This window comes from Xanthomonas codiaei (genome assembly GCF_002939785.1).
Lineage (GTDB): Bacteria > Pseudomonadota > Gammaproteobacteria > Xanthomonadales > Xanthomonadaceae > Xanthomonas > Xanthomonas codiaei.
The window spans coordinates 335,416-358,197 of record NZ_MDEC01000001.1; the positions used below are offsets into that span (position 1 = coordinate 335,416).

Annotated in this window: 14 protein-coding genes, 1 pseudogene and 1 riboswitch; of the genes and pseudogenes, 7 read left to right on the forward strand and 8 right to left on the reverse strand. The window is 67.8% G+C overall.

Annotated elements, in window-relative coordinates; genetic code table 11:
• Positions 1-19 precede the first annotated feature (19 nt).
• Both XcodCFBP4690_RS01335 and XcodCFBP4690_RS01340 read right to left on the reverse strand, forming a co-directional pair.
• Positions 20-1,624 carry a peptide chain release factor 3 gene (locus tag XcodCFBP4690_RS01335; RefSeq protein ID WP_104539252.1) on the reverse strand — a complete coding sequence of 535 codons (1,605 nt, stop codon included), beginning with the start codon at positions 1,622-1,624 and terminating at the stop codon, positions 20-22.
• Positions 1,625-1,744: 120 nt separating this feature from the next.
• Positions 1,745-2,635: a M23 family metallopeptidase gene (locus XcodCFBP4690_RS01340; RefSeq protein ID WP_104539292.1), complete on the reverse strand. Its 891-nt coding sequence runs from the start codon at positions 2,633-2,635 to the stop codon at positions 1,745-1,747.
• A 139-nt stretch (positions 2,636-2,774) separates the two neighbouring features.
• Positions 2,775-2,895, forward strand: a riboswitch (SAM riboswitch).
• Between the two features lie 71 nt (positions 2,896-2,966).
• Between XcodCFBP4690_RS01340 and metX the strand changes: the two genes are divergently transcribed.
• From metX to XcodCFBP4690_RS01355, 3 genes are read left to right on the forward strand one after another with little or no spacing between them, the layout of a single operon-like run.
• Entirely contained in the window at positions 2,967-3,998 is a 1,032-nt protein-coding gene (metX, locus tag XcodCFBP4690_RS01345; protein WP_104539253.1) for a homoserine O-succinyltransferase MetX, read from the forward strand.
• Positions 3,995-5,212, forward strand: coding sequence for an O-succinylhomoserine (thiol)-lyase (locus XcodCFBP4690_RS01350; protein WP_104539254.1), 1,218 nt, complete (start codon positions 3,995-3,997; stop codon positions 5,210-5,212). Before metX ends, XcodCFBP4690_RS01350 begins: the two co-directional genes overlap by 4 nt.
• Positions 5,209-6,297, forward strand: coding sequence for a homoserine dehydrogenase family protein (locus XcodCFBP4690_RS01355; RefSeq protein ID WP_167394416.1), 1,089 nt, complete (start codon positions 5,209-5,211; stop codon positions 6,295-6,297). The genes XcodCFBP4690_RS01350 and XcodCFBP4690_RS01355 overlap by 4 nt, the downstream gene beginning before the upstream one ends.
• Before the next feature lie 91 nt (positions 6,298-6,388).
• Here XcodCFBP4690_RS01355 and XcodCFBP4690_RS01360 read toward each other — a convergent pair whose 3' ends face one another.
• Both XcodCFBP4690_RS01360 and XcodCFBP4690_RS01365 read right to left on the reverse strand, forming a co-directional pair.
• Entirely contained in the window at positions 6,389-7,396 is a 1,008-nt protein-coding gene (locus XcodCFBP4690_RS01360; RefSeq protein ID WP_167394417.1) for an alpha/beta fold hydrolase, read from the reverse strand.
• A gap of 569 nt (positions 7,397-7,965) precedes the next feature.
• Positions 7,966-9,348: an L-serine ammonia-lyase gene (locus tag XcodCFBP4690_RS01365; RefSeq protein WP_104539255.1), complete on the reverse strand. Its 1,383-nt coding sequence runs from the start codon at positions 9,346-9,348 to the stop codon at positions 7,966-7,968.
• Between the two features lie 85 nt (positions 9,349-9,433).
• Here XcodCFBP4690_RS01365 and XcodCFBP4690_RS01370 point away from each other — a divergent pair, with 85 nt between their 5' ends.
• Positions 9,434-9,676, forward strand: a complete 243-nt coding sequence (locus XcodCFBP4690_RS01370; RefSeq protein ID WP_104539256.1) for a glutaredoxin family protein — start codon at positions 9,434-9,436, stop codon at positions 9,674-9,676.
• 334 nt (positions 9,677-10,010) lie between these two features.
• Here the strand turns inward: XcodCFBP4690_RS01370 and XcodCFBP4690_RS01375 are convergent, their stop codons facing one another.
• From XcodCFBP4690_RS01375 to XcodCFBP4690_RS01390, 4 genes are all read right to left on the reverse strand, one after another.
• Positions 10,011-10,586, reverse strand: coding sequence for an excalibur calcium-binding domain-containing protein (locus XcodCFBP4690_RS01375; protein ID WP_104539257.1), 576 nt, complete (start codon positions 10,584-10,586; stop codon positions 10,011-10,013).
• Between the two features lie 133 nt (positions 10,587-10,719).
• Entirely contained in the window at positions 10,720-11,289 is a 570-nt protein-coding gene (locus XcodCFBP4690_RS01380) for a YceI family protein (protein ID WP_064507367.1), read from the reverse strand.
• Positions 11,290-11,298: 9 nt separating this feature from the next.
• Positions 11,299-11,862 (reverse strand): cytochrome b, encoded by a 564-nt coding sequence (locus XcodCFBP4690_RS01385; protein ID WP_104539258.1) that lies wholly within the window; start codon positions 11,860-11,862, stop codon positions 11,299-11,301.
• Complete coding sequence (locus XcodCFBP4690_RS01390) at positions 11,859-12,521, reverse strand: YceI family protein (RefSeq protein WP_104539259.1); 663 nt, start codon at positions 12,519-12,521, stop codon at positions 11,859-11,861. The genes XcodCFBP4690_RS01385 and XcodCFBP4690_RS01390 overlap by 4 nt, the downstream gene beginning before the upstream one ends.
• Before the next feature lie 96 nt (positions 12,522-12,617).
• On the opposite strand from XcodCFBP4690_RS01390, the gene XcodCFBP4690_RS01395 reads away from it, so the two are divergent.
• The 3 genes and pseudogenes from XcodCFBP4690_RS01395 to XcodCFBP4690_RS01405 form a co-directional block, all read left to right on the forward strand.
• The gene (locus XcodCFBP4690_RS01395; RefSeq protein ID WP_104539260.1) at positions 12,618-16,187 is read left to right on the forward strand and encodes a hybrid sensor histidine kinase/response regulator; all 3,570 of its coding nucleotides are present in this window, start codon (positions 12,618-12,620) and stop codon (positions 16,185-16,187) included.
• 81 nt (positions 16,188-16,268) lie between these two features.
• Positions 16,269-19,808: pseudogene (locus tag XcodCFBP4690_RS01400) on the forward strand (sensor histidine kinase).
• 221 nt (positions 19,809-20,029) lie between these two features.
• On the forward strand, positions 20,030-22,782 hold a 2,753-nt coding region (locus tag XcodCFBP4690_RS01405; RefSeq protein ID WP_244183554.1), incomplete at its 3' end, for a two-component regulator propeller domain-containing protein.

Sequence of the window (22,782 nt, forward strand, 5' to 3'; positions counted from 1 at the left end):
GCGGGAATTCAAGTGCAGGTCAATCCATCGCCTTGGCATGCGCATGTTCGCGCGTGGCCGAGAAGCGCACATCCGGGGCGCGTTCCTGAGCCAGTTGCAGGTTCACGCGTGTCGGTGCCAGGTAGACCAGTTCGCCGGCCGCGTCGATGCCGAGGTTACCGGCGTTCTTCTCGCGGAATTCCTCGAGTTTCTTGGCGTTGTCGCAATGCACCCAGCGTGCGGTGGTCACGCTCACCGGCTCGAAGATCGCATCCACGCCGTATTCGTCCTTGAGCCGGTATGCGACCACGTCGAACTGCAGCACGCCCACCGCGCCCAGGATCAGGTCGTTGCTCATCAACGGGCGGAAGAATTGCGTGGCACCTTCTTCGGACAGCTGCGCCAGGCCCTTCTGCAGTTGCTTGAGCTTGAGCGGGTCGCGCAGGCGTGCGCGGCGGAACAGTTCGGGCGCGAAATTGGGAATGCCGGTGAACGACAGCGATTCGCCTTCGGTGAAGGTGTCGCCGATGGAGATGGTGCCGTGGTTGTGGATGCCGATGACATCGCCCGGCCAGGCCTCGGCGGCGATCTCGCGGTCGGAGGCCATGAAGGTCAGCGCATTGGCCAGCTTGACCTCCTTGCCGCTGCGTACGTGCAGCGCCTTCATGCCGGCGGTGAACTTGCCCGAGCACACGCGCATGAACGCGACGCGGTCGCGGTGCTGCGGGTCCATGTTGGCCTGGATCTTGAAGACGAAGCCGCTCAGTTTCGCTTCGCTGGCTTCGACGCGGCGGCCGGTGGTGTCGCGCGCCTGCGGCGGCGGTGCGTGCTCGACGAAGAAATCCAGCAGCGGCTGCACGCCGAAGTTGTTGACGCCCGAGCCGAAGAACACCGGGGTCTGCTGGCCGGCGCGATAGGCCTCCAGGTCGAACGGATTGCTCGCGCCCTGCACCAGTTCCAGCTCGTCGCGCAGTTCGGCCAGCATCTGCGCGCCGATCTTCTCTTCCAGGCCCGGGGCATCCAGCGACGGGAAGATGGTCGAGTCCTGGCGGGTGAAGTTGCGCCCCTGTTCGTACAGGTGCACTTCGCCGCTGATCAGGTGCACCACGCCTTTCAGACGCTGGCCCATGCCGATCGGCCAGGTGACCGGGGCGCACTGGATGCCGAGCACGGTTTCCACTTCATCCAGCAGTTCGATCGGGTTCTTGCCCTCGCGATCGAGCTTGTTGATGAAGGTCATGATGGGGGTGTCGCGCAGGCGGCAGACTTCCATCAGCTTGATGGTGCGTTCTTCCACGCCCTTGGCCACGTCGATCACCATCAGCGCCGAATCCACCGCGGTGAGCACGCGGTAGGTGTCCTCGCCGAAGTCGGCGTGGCCGGGGGTGTCGAGCAGGTTGACGATCTTGTCCTCGTAGGGGAACTGCATCACCGAAGATGTCACCGAGATGCCGCGTTCCTTTTCCAGCGCCATCCAGTCCGAGGTGGCGTGGCGGGCGGCCTTGCGGCCCTTGACCGAGCCGGCCATCTGGATCGCACCGCCGAACAGCAGCAGCTTTTCGGTCAGCGTGGTCTTGCCGGCGTCGGGGTGGGAAATGATGGCGAAGGTGCGGCGGCGCGCGGCTTCGTTGGAGACTTCGGACATGGGCGGTGCGCGCCCGGTCGGACGCCTGCGGAAACGGAGGAAGCCGGTGATTATAGCGGCTTCGGGGAGGCGGACCTTTGCTGGCTGCCGGCCAGACCTGCGGGACCTGGCCGGCGCCACTCAGGGAGCGGGCGAGGGAAACTGCAGCTCGCCCTGCGGCCCCAGCATGCGGAACGGTACCGAGACCAGTTGCAGGCCGGCGTTGCGCTGGACCGAGAAGTGCAGGTGCGCAGCCGTGCTGTAGCCGGTATTGCCGGAGGCGCCGAGCCGCTCGCCGGTGTCGACCCGCTGGCCGAGCCGCACCGCCACGCCGCCTGGCGCCAGGTGGGCGTACAGCGCCATGCTGCCGTCGGCGTGCAATAGGCGCACCAGATTGCCGCCACCGGCAGCCGGGTCGTCGGCGCTGCCGTCGGTCACGTCCTGGCGCAACTCCATGACCACGCCTTCGCGTGCGGCCAGCACCGGCGTGCCCTGCGGCAGGGTGAAGTCCACCGCATACCAGTTGGGCAGGTCGGCATGGCTGAAATGCCCGCCGTAGCCCTGATCCACCTGCACGGGTCGATCGCGGAACGGCAATTGGTAGCGTACGGGCTGCGGTTGGGCCTGCGGATCGCCGGGAATCACCTCCAGCCTGAGCCCCAGCCCTGCCAGGGTGCGCTGGCTGCTGGCCGGATAGAGCCGGGCGAGCAGGCGCCGCTCGTGCGCGGCCAGCAGCAGCGTCAGCGGCAATTGCGGCACGGCGCGGTAGTCCTCGCTGGGCGGCGCGCTCAGGCGAACCTGCGCAGGCCCGGCCAGCGGGTTGTCGACCCAGGCCAGGTAGGCCGGCGCCTGCCATTCCAGCCGCAGGGCCAGGCCGGCGCTGCTCGGCATGGGGAGCGGTTGCGTCGTCGTGGAGGGCGCTGCTGCAGCGCGGGGCCAGTGCCAGCGCTGCTGCGCGCTGGCGGGAGCGGCACACAACAGCAGCACGGCGGCTAGCGTTGTGCGGATCGCGCAGATGGGGCGGCGAGACAGAAGATGGGACACGCGACCGAGCCGGACCAAAGGGCGCAAGTATGCGGCCGGTCACGCCGCGTAGTGGTATCGGATGAAAATATATCTTTTCATCCGCATGAAGCGATTGACATCGCAAAAGCGCGGTGGCATCGTAGCTTCACCATCGAGACCGGCGGAGGGACAGGCCCTTTGATGCTGGGGCAGCCAGCGGAGCGCGCAAGCGCCCGCGTTTGGTGCCAAATCCTGCGGGGACCACCGCGTCCGCCGAAAGATGGTTCGATTCGTGCCTTGCGCACGTCGAACGCGAGCTCCCGCGAAGCTCGATGGCCGATCCACCCCGGATATCGCCATGAGCCTCGTGACCACAGCATCGCCAACCACTTCTGATGACCTTGTAACCCTCGCTGCCGAATCGGCTGGCCCCGCTGCGGTGCGCGGCGAACTCGTCGTATCGCTGCCGATGCGCCATGCCGGACTGCGCGAGTTGCGGCTGCGCTATGAACTGGTCGGCGCCGCCAACGCGCCGGTGGTGTTCGTGGCCGGCGGCATCTCTGCGCACCGGCATCTGGCCGCCAATGCCCTGTTTCCGGAAAAGGGCTGGGTGGATGGCCTGGTAGGCGCCGGCCGCGCGCTGGATCCGGCCACGCGCCGCCTGCTGGCGTTCGATTTCCTGGGTGCCGACGGCACCCTGGATGCGCCGATCGATACCGCCGACCAGGCCGATGCGATCGCGGCGTTGCTGGACGCGCTGGGCATCACCCGCCTGCACGGCTTCGTCGGCTATTCGTACGGCGCGCTGGTCGGGTTGCAATTGGCCGTTCGCCATGCCGGCCGCATCGGCACCTTGATCGCCGTCAGTGGCGCGCACCGCGCGCATCCGTATGCGGCGGCCTGGCGCGCGCTGCAGCGCCGCGCGGTGGCGCTGGGCCAGCTGCAGTGCGCCGAACACCATGGCCTGGCGCTGGCGCGCCAGTTCGCCATGCTCAGCTACCGCACGCCGGAAGAATTCAGCGAGCGCTTCGACGCGCCGCCGGAAGTGATCAATGGTCGCGTACGGGTAGCCGCCGAAGACTATCTGGACGCCGCCGGCGCGCAGTACGTGGCACGCACCCCGGTCACAGCCTACCTGCGCCTGTCCGAGTCCATCGACCTGCACCGCATCGACCCGGCGCAGGTGCGCGTGTCCACCGTGGTGGTGGCGGTGGAGGGCGACCGCCTGGTGCCGCTGGCCGACATGGTCGGCCTGGTCGAAGGCCTGGGGCCGCGCGGCAGCCTGCGCGTGTTGCGCTCGCCCTACGGCCATGACGCCTTCCTGAAAGAAATCGATCGCATCGACGCGATCCTGACCACTGCCCTTCGCATTACCGGAGAAACCGTATGAGCTTTCGCGACCCTGCCGACGCCCCTTGTACTGCCGCCACTGCCGCCGTGCGCGCCGGTATCGACCGCGATACCGCCTACGGCGCGGTGACTCCGCCGATCGTGCTGTCGTCGAACTTTTCGTTCGATGGATTCGGCAACAAGCGCCAGTACGACTACACCCGCAGCGGCAATCCCACCCGCGACCTGCTCGGCGAAGCGCTGGCCGAACTGGAAGGCGGTGCGGGCGGGGTGATCACCTCCACCGGCATGGGCGCGATCAATCTGGTGCTCAACGCGGTGCTGCAGCCGGGCGACACCCTGGTGGTGCCGCACGATGCCTACGGCGGCAGCTGGCGGCTGTTCAATGCGCTGGCCAAGAAGGGCCATTTCGCGCTGATCACCGCCGACCTCACCGACCCGCGCTCGCTGGCCGATGCATTGGCGCAATCGCCCAAGCTGGTGTTGATCGAAACCCCGTCCAATCCGCTGCTTCGCATCACCGACCTGCGCTTTGTCATCGAAGCGGCCAAGAAGGTGGGCGCGTTGACCGTGGTCGACAACACCTTCCTGTCGCCGGCGCTGCAGAAGCCGCTGGAATTCGGCGCCGATCTGGTGCTGCACTCCACCACCAAGTACATCAACGGCCACAGCGATGTGGTGGGCGGTGCGGTGGTGGCGCGCGATGCAGAGCTGCATCAGCAGCTGGTGTGGTGGGCCAACGCGCTGGGCCTGACCGGCTCGCCGTTCGATGCCTTCCTCACCCTGCGTGGCCTGCGCACGCTGGATGCGCGCCTGCGCGTGCACCAGGAAAATGCCGATGCCATCGCTGCGTTGCTGGACGGGCATGCGGCGGTCAACCAGGTGTATTTCCCGGGGCTGGCGTCGCACCCGGGCCACGCCCTGGCCGCGCGCCAGCAGAAGGGCTTCGGCGCGATGATGAGTTTCGAATTGAACGGTGGCGAAGCGGCGGTGCGTGCCTTCGTCGATGGCCTGCGTTACTTCACCCTGGCCGAGTCCTTGGGTGGCGTGGAAAGCCTGATCGCGCATCCGGCATCGATGACGCATGCGGCAATGACCGCCGAGGCACGTGCGGCGGCCGGAATTTCCGATGGCCTGCTGCGCTTGTCGATCGGGATCGAATCCTCCCAGGACTTGCTGGCCGACCTGCAGGCCGGCCTGGCGCGCGCCGAAGCGACCCTGGCCAACGCCACCCGCAAACAGGTCGACGCATGAGCAGCGTGCTGCCCGTATCGCCGCGCGCAGCGAAGCCGGCGGTGACACCGACGCCCCGGCTCGCGTTGCTGGGCACCGGGACGGTGGGCCGTGCCTTCGTCACCCGCTACACCGCCTTGCAGCAGCGTCGGCTGCAACTGCCGCGGTTCGATTGGTTGGCCAATTCGCGTATCGCCCACGATTGCGGCGTGAGCGCCGAACAGGCGTTGCAGCAGGCCAATGCCGCGCCGCGTGGTCGGGCCGTCCTGCAGCCCTGGGCGGAGACCGTGGCGTTGCGCGCCGGCGATGTGCTGGTGGACGCCACCGCCAGCGATGTGGTTGCGCAGTGGCATGTGGAATGGCTGAGCCGCGGTGTGCATGTGGTCACCGCCAATAAACTCGGGCAGGGCACCGCGCTGTCGCGCGCACAGGCGCTGCATGCCGCCCGGCATGCCAGTGGCGCGCACTACGGCGACAGTGCCACCGTGGGCGCCGGGCTGCCGGTGCTGAGCAGCGTGCGCGCGCTGGTGGCCGGCGGCGACCATATCCATTCGATCGAAGGCGTGTTGTCCGGATCGTTGGCGTGGCTGTTCCATCGCTATGACGGAAGTGCCGCTTTTTCGGACTGCGTGCGCGAGGCGATGGCGGCGGGCTATACCGAGCCGGATCCACGCATCGATCTGTCCGGTGAGGACGTGCGACGCAAGCTGCTGATCCTGGCGCGCGCGGCCGGCTGGCAGCTGGAAGCCGAGCAGGTGCATGTGGAATCGCTGGTACCGGCCAGCATCGCCAGAACCCCTCTGGCGCAACTGGAGGCACAGCTGGGAGCGCTGGATGCCCAACTGGATGTGCGCTGGCAGCAGGCACGCGCGGCAGGACGTTGCCTGCGCTTCGTGGGGCGCGTGGACGCGCACGGTGCGAGCGTGGGATTGCGCGAACTGGCGCTGGATCATCCCCTGGCCGGCGGTGCCGGGACCGACAACCGGGTGGCGATCAGCAGCGACCGCTACCGGGATCAGCCCTTGCTGATCCAGGGACCGGGTGCAGGCGCAGAGGTGACGGCCGCAGCCTTGCTGGATGACGTACTGCGGATCGTGGCTGGCTGACGGCGACGCGACGGAGCTGACTCCGTCGCGTCGTCATGCGTCTTGCGTGTGCATGGTCGGTGTTGCGTGTGCCCGCGCCATGCCCGCAGGATCAATGCGCGATCGCCTTCAACAGCGCAGCGTTGAAGCGCGCCGGATCCTGCACCTGTGGCGAATGGCCCAGGTCGGCGAACTCGATCAGTGTCGCATTCGGAATCGCCGCCGCCGCGCGCTTGCCGAGCTTGGTGTAATCGCCCACGCGGGCCTTGACCTCGGGGGGCGCGGTGTCCTTGCCGATGGCGGTGCGGTCCTTGAGACCGATGAACAGCGTGGTCGGCACTGCGAGTTTGGGCAGCTCGTAGACCACCGGCTGGTTGAACACCATGTCGTAGGTCAGCGCCTGATTCCACGCCACCGCCTGCTTGCCCTGGCCCAGCGACATGCCGGCCTGCATGCGCGCCCAGCGTTCGAATTCGGGCTTCCATTGACCGGCGTAGTACACCTCCATCTGGTATTTCTTGATCCGCTCGAAGCTGCTCTTCAGCTCGTTGGCGTACCAGGCATCCACGCTGCGCCAGGGGATGCCTTCGGCCTTCCAGTCTTCCAGCCCGATCGGGTCGACCAGCGCCAGATGCTCGGTGGCCTGCGGGTACATCAGCGCATAGCGGATCGCCAGCATGCCGCCCATCGAATGGCCGACTACCACCGCACGCTCGATGCCGAGCTGTTTCAGCAGCGCATGGGTGTTGTCGGCCAGTTGCGTGAACGAGAACTGATAGGCGACCGGCTTGCTGGATTTGCAGAAACCGATCTGGTCCGGCGCGATGACGCGGTAGCCGGCCTTGCGCAGCGCGGCGATGCTGTCCTCCCAGGTGGCTGCGCAGAAATTCTTGCCGTGCAGCAGCACCGCGGTGCGCCCGTTCGGCCTGCCGGTGGGCGCGACATCCATGTACGCCATTTCCAGCGGCTGCTGCTGCGAGGTGAAGGCGTAGGTCTTGAGCGGGTGGGGGTAGTCGAAGCCTTCCAGGCGCGGGCCATAACTGGCTTGCTGCGCCATCAGCGGACTGCAGGCCAGGGCAAGGGCGAGGGTAAAGGCGGGCTTTCGCATCGTCATCTCCATCCAAATCCGGTCGTTGAGGCTAGCGCGGTGGATGTGGTGGGGGCGTACAGCCGGGCGAGGTTTGGCGGGCGCTGCCAGTGCGTTGCTGGCGATGGCGTGGTGATCCGACTCCAGTGTGTGCGTCGATGCCTGTTGCCCTCATCCGCGCTTCGCGCACCTTCTCCCGCTCGCGGGAGAAGGGCAGAGCGTTCTGCGCCTGATGCGTTCGCTCATTTGCGCTTGGCGCACCTTCTCCCGCTCGCGGGAGAAGGGCAGAGCGTTCTCTGCGCGATGCGTTCGCTCAATCGCGTTTCGCGCGCCTTTTCCCGCGTGCAGGAGAAGGGTAGAACATTCTCTGCGCCTGGTGCGTTCATTCATCCGCACTTCGCGCACCTTTCCCGCTCGCGGAGACGGCCGTGCATTTGTTCGCGCTAGCTGCTTTCCTCGTTCGCACTCGGCGCGCCCTCCGCTGCTTGCGTCAAGAGGGCAGTGCATCCACGTGCGTCTGGCGTATCTTTTCCATCGAGAAGGGCGCGCATCTGTCGCCGCTGCGAACGCCGGCCCAGCCAGCGCTCCCGCATACGATTGACTCAGCACTCGATGACGTTCACCGCCAGGCCGCCACGGCTGGTTTCCTTGTACTTGTCCTGCATGTCGCGGCCGGTGTCGCGCATGGTCTTGATGACCTTGTCGAGCGAGACCTTGTGCTTGCCGTCGCCGCGCATGGCCATGCGGCTGGCGTTGATCGCCTTCACCGCGCCCATCGCGTTGCGTTCGATGCACGGAATCTGCACCAGCCCGCCGATCGGGTCGCAGGTCAGGCCGAGGTTGTGCTCCATGCCGATTTCGGCAGCGTTCTCGATCTGGCCCGGGTTGCCGCCGAGCGCGGCAACCAGGCCGCCGGCCGCCATCGAGCAAGCTACGCCGACCTCGCCCTGGCAGCCCACTTCGGCGCCGGAGATCGAGGCGTTTTCCTTGTAGAGAATGCCGATCGCTGCGGCGGTGAGCAGGAAGTCGAAGATGCGTTGCTCCGATGCGCCGGCGCAGAAACGGTCGAAGTAATGCAGCACCGCCGGAATGATGCCGGCCGCGCCGTTGGTGGGGGCAGTGACCACGCGGCCGCCGGCGGCGTTTTCTTCGTTGACCGCCAGCGCGTAGAGGTTGACCCAGTCCAGCGTGGTCAGCGGATCGCGCATCGCGGCTTCGGGTTTGGACGAAAGCTCGCGGTACAGCGCCGGTGCGCGCCGCGAGACATTCAGGCCACCGGGCAGGTTGCCTTCCTCGCGGATGCCGCGCGCCACGCAGGACTGCATCGCATTCCAGAGTTCGCGCAGGCCATGACGGATCTCGTCTTCGCTGCGCCAGCTCTTTTCGTTCTCGAACATCAGCGCAGCAATGCTCAAGCCGCTGCGCGCGCATTGCGCCAGCAGTTCGTCGCCGCTGAGGAACGGATACGGCAGCGGGGTTTCGTCGGCCACGATGCGGTCGTCTGCGGCATCGTCCTGGTTGACCACGAAGCCGCCGCCGACCGAGTAGTAGTCGCGCGTGGCGATCACAGCGTCTTGGGCATCGTAGGCGGTGAAACGCATGCCGTTGGTGTGGTACGGCAGCTTCTGCCGCTTGTTCATCGGCAGGTCGCGTTTTTCGTCGAAGCCAATCTCGTGCTCGCCCATCAGATTGATGCGCTTGCTGGCGCGGATGCGCTCCAGCGCGGCGGGGATGATGTCCGGGTCGATCAGGTTGGGGCGGTGGCCTTCCAGCCCCAGCAGCACCGCCTTGTCGGTCCCGTGGCCGCGGCCGGTGAGCGCCAGCGAGCCAAACACTTCGGCGCGGATGCGCGCCACCTCGTGCAGGCGGCCCGCGTCGAGCAGCCAACGGTGCACGAAGCGCTCGGCGGCACGCATCGGCCCCACGGTGTGGGAGGAACTGGGACCGATACCGATCTTGAACAGGTCGAACGTGCTGACAGCCATGCGTGCCGGAGAGGTGAGCGTAAAGGCGGCTATTCTAGTCGTTCGGCGCTTGCGGCAAGGCTGCAGCGCAGCATGAGACCTGCATATGGCCCTGACCCTGTACCAGCGCGACGACTGCCACCTGTGCGATCAGGCCATCGAAGCGCTGGCGCAGGCGCGTGCGGGCGACTTCCGCAGCGTGTTCATCGACGGCGATGCCTCGCTTGAGTCCGCTTATGGCCAGCGTGTGCCGGTGCTGCGGGATGCGCAGGGGCGCGAACTGGCGTGGCCGTTCGATGGCTCCCTGCTGCGTGCATGGCTGGAGCAAGGCCGCGACCAGCACGGGTAGTGGGGCGATAGCGTGCAGCCGGCACTGCTCGCCTGCGTTGGTGATGGGGGTTGGAAGACCCCCGGCTCGCGCCTTGCCCAGCACCTACCTCGCGCGGGACCCGATACGTCTTGCTGCGCTGCGCCGCGCGGGTCCGCGATATCAGCAGGCGACGCGTGAGAGCAGCTAACAGCACGACTGCGCTCACCGCCAGACGCGGCCGGTGCCCGGAATCGGCACGAACCTCTCCTACGCCGCGGTTCTGAGCGCGCCATCTCACCACGGCTGACCACCGCGCGCCACGCTCTGCCGCCCGCGCTACGTTGCCAGGCCCATGGCACCGGCTGAATTCAGTTCAACGGCACCACTGCTGCTCGCAGGGCACCCCGTCGCCGTCGCCATCCATCTGGGTATTGGGGCAGTGCTGCAACACATAGGTGGCATCGGCACAGGAGCGCATTTGCGAACACTGGGTACGGCCATCGCAGCTGGGTGGCGCCGGAGTGACAGCAGGCGTGGCGACCCGGGGTGCCGGTGCTGGTCCGGCGATGGTGGTGGGCGCCATCGCCGCGCTCAGGCCGTCGCGTTGCAGGTAGGCGACTGCGGCGCCACCGGTCAGCAGCATCAGCATTACCACCTTGCCGACCCCGAGCCGGAACCCGCTGCTGGTCCCTGTGCGCGGTGCGTGGCGATGGCCGGAAGCTGCGTGCCTGCGGGCCTGCGCACCGGCGCGGGTGATGCGCGCCGCGCGCAGGCGCCCGTCAGGGCCGGCGTCGGTCTCGAAGGAGATCAGCTCGCCGATGCGCGGCGGCGGCGTGCCGCGGCCGAAGGCGGAAACATGCACGAACACATCGTCGCCTGGCCGCGCCGGAGTGATGAAGCCAAAGCCTCGCTCGGCATTCCAGCGGGTCAACGTTCCATGTGTGCGCATTGTTCGCGTCCTTGAAGTCAGCCCCCAGTCTAGCTGTCTTGCGGTGTCATTCTGCACTGCTGGCATAAAAAAGCGGCGGACCCGACGAGGTAGTCCGCCGCTCAGTGGCCGCGTCCGATTGCGGCCTGTGGCGTTACTTCGCCTTCAACACGACCTTGGTGCTGATCGCGGTTTCGTTGGGAATGGTCTTGGTGTCGGCCCAGTCGCCGCCGCCCACGCCGAAGTCCAGCCGCTTCACTACCGCCTTGCCGGCCAGCACCGGCTGCGCGCCGGGCGTCCAGGTGAAGGTCAGCGTGACCGGCTTGCTGACCCCGCGCAGTTCCAGGGTGCCGTCGGCAGCGTACTGGTTGCCGCCCAGGGCGCGGAACTTGTCGGCGCGATAGCGTGCGGTGGCGAACTTGGCGACATTGAAGAAGTCCGGGCCCTGCAGGGTCGAGTCGCGGTCGTTGTTGCCGCTGACCGCGCTGGCCAGCGGAATGCGCACATCGAGCTTGGCGCCAGCCAGGTTGGCCGGATCGAAACTCAGCGTGGTGTCGAAGCCGGGGAACTTGCCGGTGAACACTTCGCCGTCGTATTTGCTGGCGAACACCAGCGTCGAGCCGGGGGCCTGCACGTAGTCGGCGGCCAGCACCGGCGCGGCTGCAAAGGTGGCCACCAGCGATGCGGCGACCAGCATGGGAGAGGCGAACAGCTTGGACGACATGGGAAATCCTTAGGGTCTGGAGGAAAGCCAGCCGCGCGGCAACATCCGCGCAAGGGTGGCGTCACGCTGGAACAGGTGGTGGTAGAAGGCGGCGCCGGCATGTGCCAGCACCGTGGCGATCAACAGCCAGAAGCCCCACTCGTGGATGAAGTGCGCGATGGCGCGCAGCTGTTCGTCCGGCGCGCTGAGCTTGGGCACATCGAACAGGCCGAACCAGCGGAACGGCCGCAGGCCGCTGCTGGAGTCGTATAGCCAGCCCGACAGCGGCATGGCGAAGATCATCGCGTACAGCAGCCAGTGGGTGAGCGCGGCGATGCGCTCCTGCCAGCGCGGCGTGCCGGACACCGGTGGCGGTGCGCCCGCATAGATCCGCCAGCCCAGCCGCACGACGACCAGTGCCAGCACGGTCAGCCCCACCGATTTGTGTGCGGTGTAGACCCAGAAATATTTCGGCGTCTTGGGCAGCTCGCCCATGGTCAGGCCGACGATGCCCAACGCCAGGATCAGCAGCGCGATCAACCAGTGCAGGGCCTGGCTGACGCCACCCCAGCGGTCGGTATTCTTCAGGCTCATGTTCCCGATTCCTGGCTGGCGGCGGCGTCCGGCGTGGTGGGTGCGGCGTGCGGCGGTGCTGCCTCGTCGTCGGCGCGGCCTTCGCGCACCGCTTCGGCTTCGATGCGCACTTCCACCGTATCGCCGATCATCGATTTCCATGCGTCGATGCCGAACTCGGCCCGGCTCAGCGTGGCGGTGGCGGAGAACCCGGCGGTGCGGCGAAACGGTGGCAGCGGATGGCGCTTGAGCGCGTTGAGGGTCACCTCCAGGGTGACCGGGCGGGTGACGCCGCGCAGGGTGAGGTTGCCGGTGACCCTGGCGCGGTTCTCGCCGCTGGCCTCCACGCGCGTCGAGACGAAATGCGCGTCGGGAAAGCGCTCGGCGTCGAGTAGGTTGCGTGCCAGGGTGGCCTGGTTCCACTTGGCATCGCCCAGGTCCGCGCGCTGCAGCGGCACGCTGACGTCGAGCCGGGCCGACGTCCAGTCGTCCGGGTCGAAGACCAGGCTGCCGGTACTGCCGGATACCGTGCCCAATGCCTTGGAAAAGCCGGCATGTTCGACCGCGAACAGCACCCGGGTGTGCACCGGATCCAGCGTGTAGCGCACCGGCGCGGCGGTGGCGGCCAGGCTGGTCAAGGCCAGGGCGGGAAGCAGCAACAGGCGGGCAAGGGGCGTCATGGGCGGATTCTAGACACATCCCGGCGGCACGCGCTCGGCTTGCGCTCGCAACGATCCGTTGCGAGCATGCCGGCTGGACGTGGAAGGGATTCCCACATGCGTGTGCTGATCGTCGTCGTGGCCTTGTTGCTGGGTGTGCTGCCCTGTGCAGCCAGGATCCCGGAGGTGCCGCGTTTTCGGGTCCTGGGGCCCGGCGATGGTCTTCCGTCGACCATGGTGGTGGCGATCGGCCAGGACCATGCAGGCTACGTATGGCTTGCCACGATGGATGGCCTGGTGCGCTACGACGGCGCCGGGTTCAAGACCTGGCGCCACGATCCGGCCGATCCCGCATCCTTGCCGTGCAATGCGATCCAGGCGCTCTACATCGATGCGCTGGATCGGCTCTGGATCGGGTGCGGCAAGACGTTGAGCGTCATGGACGCCAGCCGCAGCCGCTTCCGGCATTACCGGGCGGCCGCCTATCCCTTGTTGAAGGACGGCCAGATCTTCAGCATTGCCGAATTCGATGGCGATATCTGGGTCGGGACCACGACCGGTGCGCTGGCGCGTATCACTGCCGACGATGTCATGTCGTCGATCGACCTGGGCTCGGTCGAAGGCGAGCTCGATCAGGCCATGGTGATGAACCTGGCCGTCGATGCCAGCCATCGCTTGTGGATCGGGACCAGCAATGGACTGGCCTACTACGACGGAAAGCGGCTGCACCGCGAGTACATCCCGGGCGAGGAGAATCCGCAAGCGGCCATCTTCGGTCTGCAGTGGACTGGCGATCGCCTGTGGCTGGGCAGCGATTCGGGACTGCATGTGCGCGGCCCCGGCGAGCAATGGCAGCCGTTGTCCTGGTCCGGCATGTTCGGCGTCGGCAACGAACTGTGGAGTGCGGTCGCTGCCCCGGACGGCGAGTTCTGGCTGGGCAGCGGGCGTGGCTTGTGGCGTACCCGTGGCACCCGGCCGCCGGTACCTGCCTTCAATGGCGAAGGGCCGCTGTCGCGGCGCAACGTCATCGGCTTGCTGAGAGCGGCCGACGGGGGATTGTGGGTCCCGATGCACGGGACCGGGCTTGGCTATCTGCCTGCGGACTGGAAGCGCACCGCGGTGATCAAGCCCGCTGCGCCGTCTGGCGATGCGATCTATTGCAACCTGGCGCCGGCGGCCCGCTCCGGCGGGCTGTGGCAGACGGATGCGGAGGGTCGTTTGCTGCGCGTGGACCTGGCCACCGGCGACACGTTCCGGACCGGTCTGCAGTCGCCGCATCTGAAGGGGATGGAGCTGGTGTCGGCGCTGGAGGATCGCCTGCAACGCGTATGGCTGGGCAACCTCAGTTTCAGCCTGTCGCGCATCGATCTGCGCACCGGCGAGCTCATTCACTGGCCATCCGATGGCCCCGAACCGGCCTCCTCGCTCTCGCCGCCGGAATGGATCGTCGAAGACGGCGATACCGTCTGGATGGCCTTCATCGATATGGTCCAGCAACGCGATCTGCGCAGCGGACGGGTGCTGCAGCGCATTACCTCGCAAGCGCTGCATGGACTGCGCGACATCGACGTGCGGCAGCTGGCGCAGGGCCCGGATGGGCGCGTCTGGGCTGCAGGCGAAGGTGGCATGTTCGCCTGGGACGCGGCGGCGCAGCGCTTCGTGCCGGTGGCGGGTCTGGAAGGCGCGCAGATCCAGGCATTTGCCAGTCAGTCGCGGCAGGCGTTCTGGGCGTACCGTGCGACCGGCGCAGAACACTGGAAACTGATCGACGGGCGCTGGAAGCGCGTGCAGCGCATCGGGGAGGGCGAGGGGCTGGCCGGGTTCGATGCGTCAGCGATGCAGATCGATCCACGCGGGAGGGTGTGGATCTCCAGCCTGCGCGGACTGTGGCGCATCGACGCGTCGGTCACCCCGGCGCGGGTGCGCACGATCGGTACGCGCGATGGCCTGACCAGCCAGGAGTTCATCCAGCATTGCCTGCTGATGGCCGGCGACACCCTGATCGGCGCGACCAGCGATGGTGCGACGGTTCTGCTGGACACCGCCATGCCCGACAGCGCACCGGTGGTACCGGCGCTGCAACTGGAACGCGTGAGCGTGCTCCGCAACGGCAGCCGTATCGCATTGCCGATGGATCGCCCGTTCCAGCTGGGGCCGGGAGACCGGCAATTGCAGGTCGTCAGCCGGTTGCTGTCGTACACCGATCCGGTGTCCAACCGGTACCGCAGCTTCCTCAAAGGCTTCGACACGGAATGGCAGACCTCCGGCAATACCGGGGTCCGGGAATTCGCCAGTCTGCCGCCTGGCAACTATGAGCTCGCATTGCAGGGCGTAGACCCGCTGGGCAATCGTTCGCAGCTGCGTCGCCTGCAGTTCTCGGTCCGCCCTCCGTGGTGGCGCAGCGATGTCGGCATCGCGCTGATCTGCCTGTCCGGATTGCTGCTGGCCGCGCTGGTCGCCGCCGCCTATCGCCGCCGTGTCCGCATGCGCGCGCAGTGGCAGCTGGCCCAGCACAAGCGCGAACTGGCCGAGCAGGCGTCGTTGGCCAAGACGCGCTTTCTGGCGACACTGGGACACGAGGTCCGTACACCGATGACCGGCGTGCTGGGCATGAGCGAACTGTTGTTGCAGACGCGGTTGGATGCACGGCAGCAGGGCTATGCCGGGGCGATCCAGTCGGCCGGCAAGCACTTGCTGCGGCTGGTCAACGATGCGCTGGATCTGGCCCGGATCGAAGCCGGCAAGCTGCCGCTGGACTATCGCGATTTCGATCTGCGCCAGTTGATCCGGCAGGTGGTGGAGCTGGTGCGTCCCAGTGCCGAACAGAAGCAGCTGGAGTTCGCCTGCGAGCTGGATGACGCGCTGCCGCCGGCGCTGCATGGCGATGCCAGCCGGGTACAGCAGATCCTGCTCAATCTGCTGTTCAACGCGGTCAAGTTCACCGAGCGGGGCAGCGTGCGGCTGCGTGTGTCCGGCGTGCCGCATCGCCCCGGGCAAGGCATCCGGGTGGAGGTGCGCGATACCGGCCCGGGCATGAGCGCCGAGCAGCGTGGGCGGCTGTTCCAGCGCTTCGAGCAGGCCGAAGGGGCGCTCACCCATGCGCGGCATGGCGGCAGTGGACTGGGACTGGCCATCTGCCGCGAACTGGCCGCGGCGATGGGCGGGGCGGTGAGCGTCAGCAGCGAGTTGGGGCAGGGCGCGTGTTTCGTGGTGGAGCTGCCGTTGCCGTGGGTGACCACGCTGCCTGTAGGGGCGCAGGACGCGGCACGTGCGGTGCTGCCGCTGCAGCAGGCGTCCCTGCAGCTGTTGCTGATCGAGGACGACCCGACGGTGGCGCAGGTGATCGTGGGCCTGCTGCAGGCGCGCGGGCACGCGGTGACGCATGTGATGCACGGTCTGGCGGCCCTGGCGGAGGTGAGCATGCGCAGCTTCGATGCGGGCTTGTGCGATCTGGACCTGCCCGGTATCGACGGGGCCGCGCTGGTGGCGCAGATGCGCGCGCGTGGGGTGCGCTTCCCGATCGTGGCGGTGACCGCGCGGGCCGACGCCGATGCCGAGCCGCAGGCGATGGCGGCCGGCTGCAACGGCTTCCTGCGCAAGCCGGTCACTGGGGACTTGTTGGCCACCGCGCTGGCGCGGGCGCTCGCCGAGGCGGCGGATGCGTCGGACGGTGGCGCTGCCGGGTAGTCACCGCGCATACCGAAGCAGGTACAGTGCAGTCCGGCCGGGGAGTGCGCGATCGCGCAGGTGGCCGGGACAGGGATGACAATGAACATTCGAGTGCTGTGCGCGCTTGCGTCCGTGCTGCTGTCGATCGGCATGGACGCGATGGCGGTGAACCAGATCGAGACGCCACGGATGCGTCGCTTCGGCCCGGCCGAGGGACTGCCTTCGCGCATGGTGCTGGCCTTGGCCCAGGACCGGCAGGGCTATGTCTGGGCGGCCACCAGCGACGGGCTGGCGCGCTACGACGGCATCGGCCTGCAGGTGTGGCAGCACGACCCGTAGACCGCGCGCTCGATCCCCGGCAACGAAGTGGAAACCCTGCTGGTCGACGATCGCGACCGGGTCTGGCTGGGCGTCAACGGCTCGCCGCTGAGCATGCTCGACGCCGAGCGCACCGGCTTTACGACCTTTCCCGCCGTGGCCAACGCCTGCGCCGGGCAGGTCTGGGCATTGGCGCAGGCGCAGGGCGCGATCTGGATCGGAGGCAGTGGCGGTGGCCTGTGCCGCCGCGAGGAGGATGGCCGGGTCACGGTCTTCCTTGCCACTCCCGATGCGCCGGACGGGCTTCCCAGCGACACCATCTTGAGCATGCTGGTCGATGCGCGTGGCCGGCTATGGATCGGTACCGCAAGCGGCCTGGTGATGCGCGATGGCGAACGGTTCGTGCGTATTGCGCCGGACCGCCTGAGCGCGACGGTGGTGAAGTTGAGCAAGGATGACGACGGCACGCTGTGGGTGGGCAGCGCCAAGGGCTTGTACCGGGTGACAGCGGACGGCGTGCTCGAGCCCGCGCCCTGGGTGGGGGCGTCCAGCGTGCGGGCCGGCACCGTGGTGCACGATGTGCACGGCGGTTATTGGGTAGGGGCGGCCGACGGGTTTTTCCGCGTTGCGCCTGGCGAGCGCGCGCTGCGCGTCATGGAGGGCGACCGTGGCAGCGGCTTTCTGACTGCGCACAGCGGGGTGCTCGATGTCATGCAGGATCGCCAGGGCGGGCTCTGGCTGGGACTGATTTCGCAGGGCGTGGCCTACCTGCCGCCGGACTGGCGGCGCTTTTCCACCATCTTCGAGACCCAGGGCAAGCAGCTGGAGGGCCTGTATCTGGTGAACGCGGCCGCCGACGGCGACAGCTTCCTGGTGACCACCGGCGAAGGGGTGTATCGGGTCGGCGACCAGGGCGAGGTGCTGCCCGTGTTGCACAGCGATGTGCTCGGTGGCGGAACCGTGCAGTCGGTGCTGCCGGCCGGCGATGGTGCGCTGTGGGTCGCGCTGCGCGACGGCGTCACCCTGTATCACCCCGGGACCGGGCGAAAACGCAGGCTCGCGATGGGATTCGAAACCTCCGACACCCATCGGGTGGAACTGATGGCGCCCGGCGTCGATGGCGAGTTCTGGCTGTCGATCGTGGAAGGCGGGGTGCAGCGGCGCGCGGCAGACGGCCGCCTGCTGGCCACCTTCCGCTTCGGCAGCGACCTCAGCGAGGTGGGCGGCATGGTGCAACAGCTGCTCATCCGTCTGGACGGTTCGGCGTGGGTGGCCGCTGGCGATGGCTTGTGGGTCTGGCAGGGCGAGCGCTTCCGCCGGGTGATCGATGGCGGCGAGTCCGAAGTCTATGCGCTGGCGTTCGTGTCGCCGCGCGAATTCTGGGTCGGGCGCTCCGGGGCATTGGAACGCTACAGCTGGGACGGGCAGCAGGCGCGGCGGCTGGAGCGCGTGGGGCGCTCGCACGGCCTGCCGTCGACCGAAATCCGTGGCCTGGCGCTGGGCGGCACGGACACCGTGTGGGCGACCACCTCGCGTGGCCTGTTCGCCTACAAACGGGGTCAGCCGCAGGTGCGCCTGTTCGGCCAGCGCGACGGTCTGCCCGACAGCGAGTTTTCGATGCGCCCTCCGGTCACCGGCCCCAGTGGACAGGTGCTGGCGCTGACCACCAGCGGCATCGTGCTGTTCGATCCAGCGCGGCCGTTTTCCCCGGCGCCGGTGGCACGGTTGGTGATCGAATCGGTGCAGGTCCGCCGCAATGATGCGGAGCGGCCGCAGCCGATTGCGCACAAGCAGCCGATCGTGCTGCAGGCGCGCGACCGCGACTTGCGTATCAGTGCGCGATTGCTGTCCTTCGTCGATCCTGCGGCAACCCATTACCGCTACCGGGTGGAGGGCTACGATGAGCGCTGGGTGGAACAGGGCGCCACCGGCGAACGGGTCATTTCGCGGCTGCCGCAGGGCGATTACCGCATCGAAGTGCAGGCGCGCGCCGGCGATGGCGAGTGGATCGCCGCACCCGCGCTGCAGCTGGAGGTGCGGCCGCCGTGGTGGTCGAGTGCGCCCACCCAGCTGGCGGCGGTGCTGCTGTGCGTGTTGCTGTGCTGCCTTGGCGTGTGGGGATGGCGGCGGCGGGTGCGGCGCCAGCAGGAATGGGTGCTGGCACGGCAGCGCCAACAGCTGGCCGAGCAGGCTTCGGTTGCCAAGTCGCATTTCCTGGCCACCCTCGGCCATGAGGTGCGTACGCCAATGACCGGTGTATTGGGCATGAGCGAACTGTTGCTGGCCACGCCGCTGGACGCCAGGCAGCGCAGCCACGTCGATGCGATCCGCAAGGCCGGTGCGCATCTGCTGCGCCTGGTCAACGACGCGCTGGATCTGGCGCGTATCGAGGCCGGCAAGCTGGAGCTGGTGCAGCAGCCGTTCGATCCATCGCAGCTGACCCAGGAATTGGCCGATTTCATGCATCCCATCGTCGAGGCGCGTGGGCTGCTGTTCCGCTACCGCAACCAGCTGCCCGCCGGGCTGATGGTGGTGGGCGATGCCACGCGGGTGCGCCAGATCCTGATCAACCTGCTGGGTAACGCGATCAAGTTCGCCGAGCGTGGCGAGGTGGGGCTGGCGGTTGCGCAGCGTGGCGAGTTCCTGCGTTTCAAGGTGCGCGATTCCGGTCCCGGGATCGGGCCCGAGCAGCAGAAGCGACTGTTTCAGCGCTTCGAACAGGGCGAGGGCGCGCGCACCAGTTCGCGCTACGGCGGCAGCGGGCTGGGGCTTGCGATCTGCCAGGAACTGACGGTGGCGATGAAGGGCCGGATCCGCGTGCGTAGCCGGCTGGGGGTGGGCACCCAGTTCACCGTGGACCTGCCGCTGCCGATCGACCGTTCGACCCCGCGCGCCGCTGCCGGCCAGGCGCGCACCCTGGCTGGCGAGCCGCTGCGTATCCTGCTGGTGGAAGACGACCCGACCGTGGCCGAAGTGATCAGCGGGCTGTTGAGCGGGCGCGGCCATCGCGTGGTGCACGCTGCGCATGGCCTGGCGGCGCTGTCCGAGGCGGTCGATGGCGGTTTCGATGTGGCGCTGCTGGATCTGGATCTGCCGGGGCTGGACGGTTTTGCGCTGGCATCGCAGTTGCGCCGGCTCGGTCATGGCTTCCCGTTGCTGGCGGTCACCGCACGCGCCGATCGCGATGCCGAGACGCAGGCGCACAGCGCCGGGTTCGACGGCTTTCTGCGCAAGCCGGTGACCGCCGACATGCTGCTGGAGGCGATTGCCGCCGCACGCGTGGCGCGCACGCGCGCGCAGTCGATTCCCGTGTCGGGCTGATGCTGCCTGCAACGCGCCGTGCCCGCGTACCTGGCGAGCAGCCGATGGCCGGCCGCAGCCATTGCACCCAACGCAGGACAGTGCAGTCGATGCACCAGCTCACTGCGAGTTGCCAGCATGCAGCGCGGTCCGCACTATGCGTTGAAAGGGAACAAGGGCGCATGTTGCAACCAATCCGTCTCTGCTACCGCGTGCCGGCGATCATGTCGCTGCTCAGGTGCATGCTGTGGGTGTGCCTGACGGCCGCGGTCGCCTGGCCGATGTCGGCCTGTGCCGGTGTGCCGGTGCTGCCGCAGCCGCGGCAACTGACCGTGGCCGACGGATTGCCGTCCAACGTGGTGTACGGGTTCGACGAAGATGCCAATGGCTATCTGTGGCTGGCCAGCAGCGATGGGCTGGCGCGCTACGACGGCCGCAACTTCCGCATCTGGCGTATCGAGGACGGGTTGCGCGACAACCAGGCCTGGGCGGTCCATGTCGACAAGCGCAATCGGGTCTGGGTGGGTACCGGCATGGCGGGGCTGGCGATGCTGGACACCTCGCGGCATCGCTTCACCTTCTACGACAGCACGCGGTATCCGGCGCTGCGCGGTGCGGCGATCTGGAACATCAAGTCCACCGAAGACGGCAGCATCTGGTTCGGCACCGAAAGCAGCGGGCTGTATCGGCTGCGACCGGACGGCACGCTGGAGCATTTCGTGCATCGCGCCGACGACCCGCGCAGCCTGCCCGACAACGCGATCTACCGGCTGGAGGTCGATCGCCACGACACGCTGTGGGTGGGGACCGCCGACGGCGCTGCGCACTGGAACGGCAAGGACTTCAAGCGACAGGCGTTTCCTTCGCCAGCGTCGCAGATCATCACCCGGCTCACCGCCGATCCCGATGGCAGCGTGTGGATCGGCACCAGCGACGATCATCTGTTCCGGCGCGATGCCGAGGGCAACGTGCGCCCGCATCACTGGAAGGTGTCGGCCGAATTCCCGGTGCTGGGCGTGCTGCTGCGCGACCACGATGGCAGCTATTGGCTGGATACGCTGGACGGGCTGGGCCACGCCATCGGCGATGAGGTGAGCAATGTGCCGCTGTACAGCCTGTCCGCGCATGGCCGCATCCGCCCCAACTGGGAGTCGGCCTACCAGGATCGCGAAGGCGGGGTGTGGTTCGCCAGTCCCAACGGCGGGCTCTGGCATTTGCCGTCGAACTGGCGCCGCTTCGCGGTGGTCTTCAATTCCAAGGAAGACGGCCAGCATGGCGGCAACCTGGCCATCCAGGCCACTGCCGAATCGCGCGATGGACGCTTCTGGCTGGTGGGCACCGCCGGCGCGCTCGAGCGGGTCGATCCGGCCGTCGGCAAGCTGGAGCGGGTATTGCCGAGCCTGGGGGTGAGCAGCTGGTCCTACAGCGTGCTCGAAGATCGCAAGGGCCGGGTCTGGGTGGGGCATTTCGGCGAGCTGGTGCGCTACGACCCGGCCAATGGCGCGCTGCGCCGCTGGAAGATGGCCGACGAGCAAGCGCGGGCCGATGGCCAGGATGAAACACAGGATGCCGCGATGGAGGCGCTGCAGCAGACAGCCGACGGGCACATCTGGGTGCGCACCACCACCGGGCTGCAGGAACGCGACGAAGAGGGCAGGCTGCTGCGCAGGGTGTTCCGCGGCAGCCATGGGCTGGAGCGCGACATGGTCGTGCACGATCTGCAGAACGGCCCGGATGGCGCGCTGTGGTTGGCAGGAAGCCGTGGCCTGCAACGCTGGAATGCCGCCAGCCAACGGTTCGAGGCGATCGCCGGCGCACCCGCGGAGCAGATCTTCACCTTCCGCTTCAGCGACAGTGGCGTGGCCTGGTTCGCCGGGTTGGGCAAGCTGCATCGGTACCTGTGGAAGAACGGCCGCCTGCAGCATCTGGACACGGTGGGCACCGAGCAGCAATTTCCGGCGTTGGCGCCGCAAGGGCTGGTGATCGATGGCGATGGCGTGGCCTGGCTGTCGAGCATGCGCGGCCTGATCCGCGTGGACCCGGCCACGCGCGGGGTGCGGGTCTTCGGCGTGCATGACGGCTTGCCCAATCCGCAGTTCGTGGCACGCTCGCTGGTGCAATCGTCCAAGGGCATGATCGTCGGCGCCACGCCCGACGGTCTGGTGATCTTCGATCCCGCCGAACTCAAGCCCAACGATCATCGCGTGCCGTTGGTGATCGAGCGAGTGGGGCTGCGGCGTGGCGAGCGTGGGCTGGACGTCAGTCATGTGCAGCCGCTGGTGGTGCGCGATGGCGATCGCGATCTGCATATCGTCGCGCGTCTGCTGAGCTTTGCCGACTCCGAGTCCAATAGCTACCGCTTCCGCCTCAGCGGCTACGACCCGGACTGGATCGATGTCGGTCCCAGCGGCGAGCGGCTGTTCTCGCGCCTGCCTGCCGGCCATTACGTGCTCGAGGTGCAGGGGCGCACGGCCGACGGTATCTGGTCGGCCAGCCAGAGCCTGCGGTTCCAGGTCCTGCCGCCGTGGTGGTTGTCGCCATGGGGCCTGGCGGCCTTGGGCTTGCTGGTGCTGTGCATCGTCACCTGCGCGGTGTTGCTGTACCGCCGTCGCCTGCGCCGCTTGAGCGCCTGGCAGCTGGCGGTGCACAAGCAGGAGCTGGCCGAGCAGGCCTCGCTGGCCAAGACGCGTTTCCTGGCCACGCTCGGCCATGAAGTACGCACACCGATGACCGGCGTGCTGGGCATGAGCGAGTTGTTGCTCAAGACCGCGCTGGACACCAGGCAACGCAGCTACACCGAATCGATCCGCCGTGCCGGCGCGCACCTGCTGCGGCTGGTCAACGACGCGCTGGATCTGGCGCGGATCGAATCCGGACGCCTGGAACTGGACCTGCAGCCGTTCTCGGTGCGCCAGCTGGTGGCCGAAGTGGAAAGCCTGATGGCGCCGCTGGCACAGGAACGCGGCCTGCGTTTCAGCCTGGAAGTGGGCCTGTT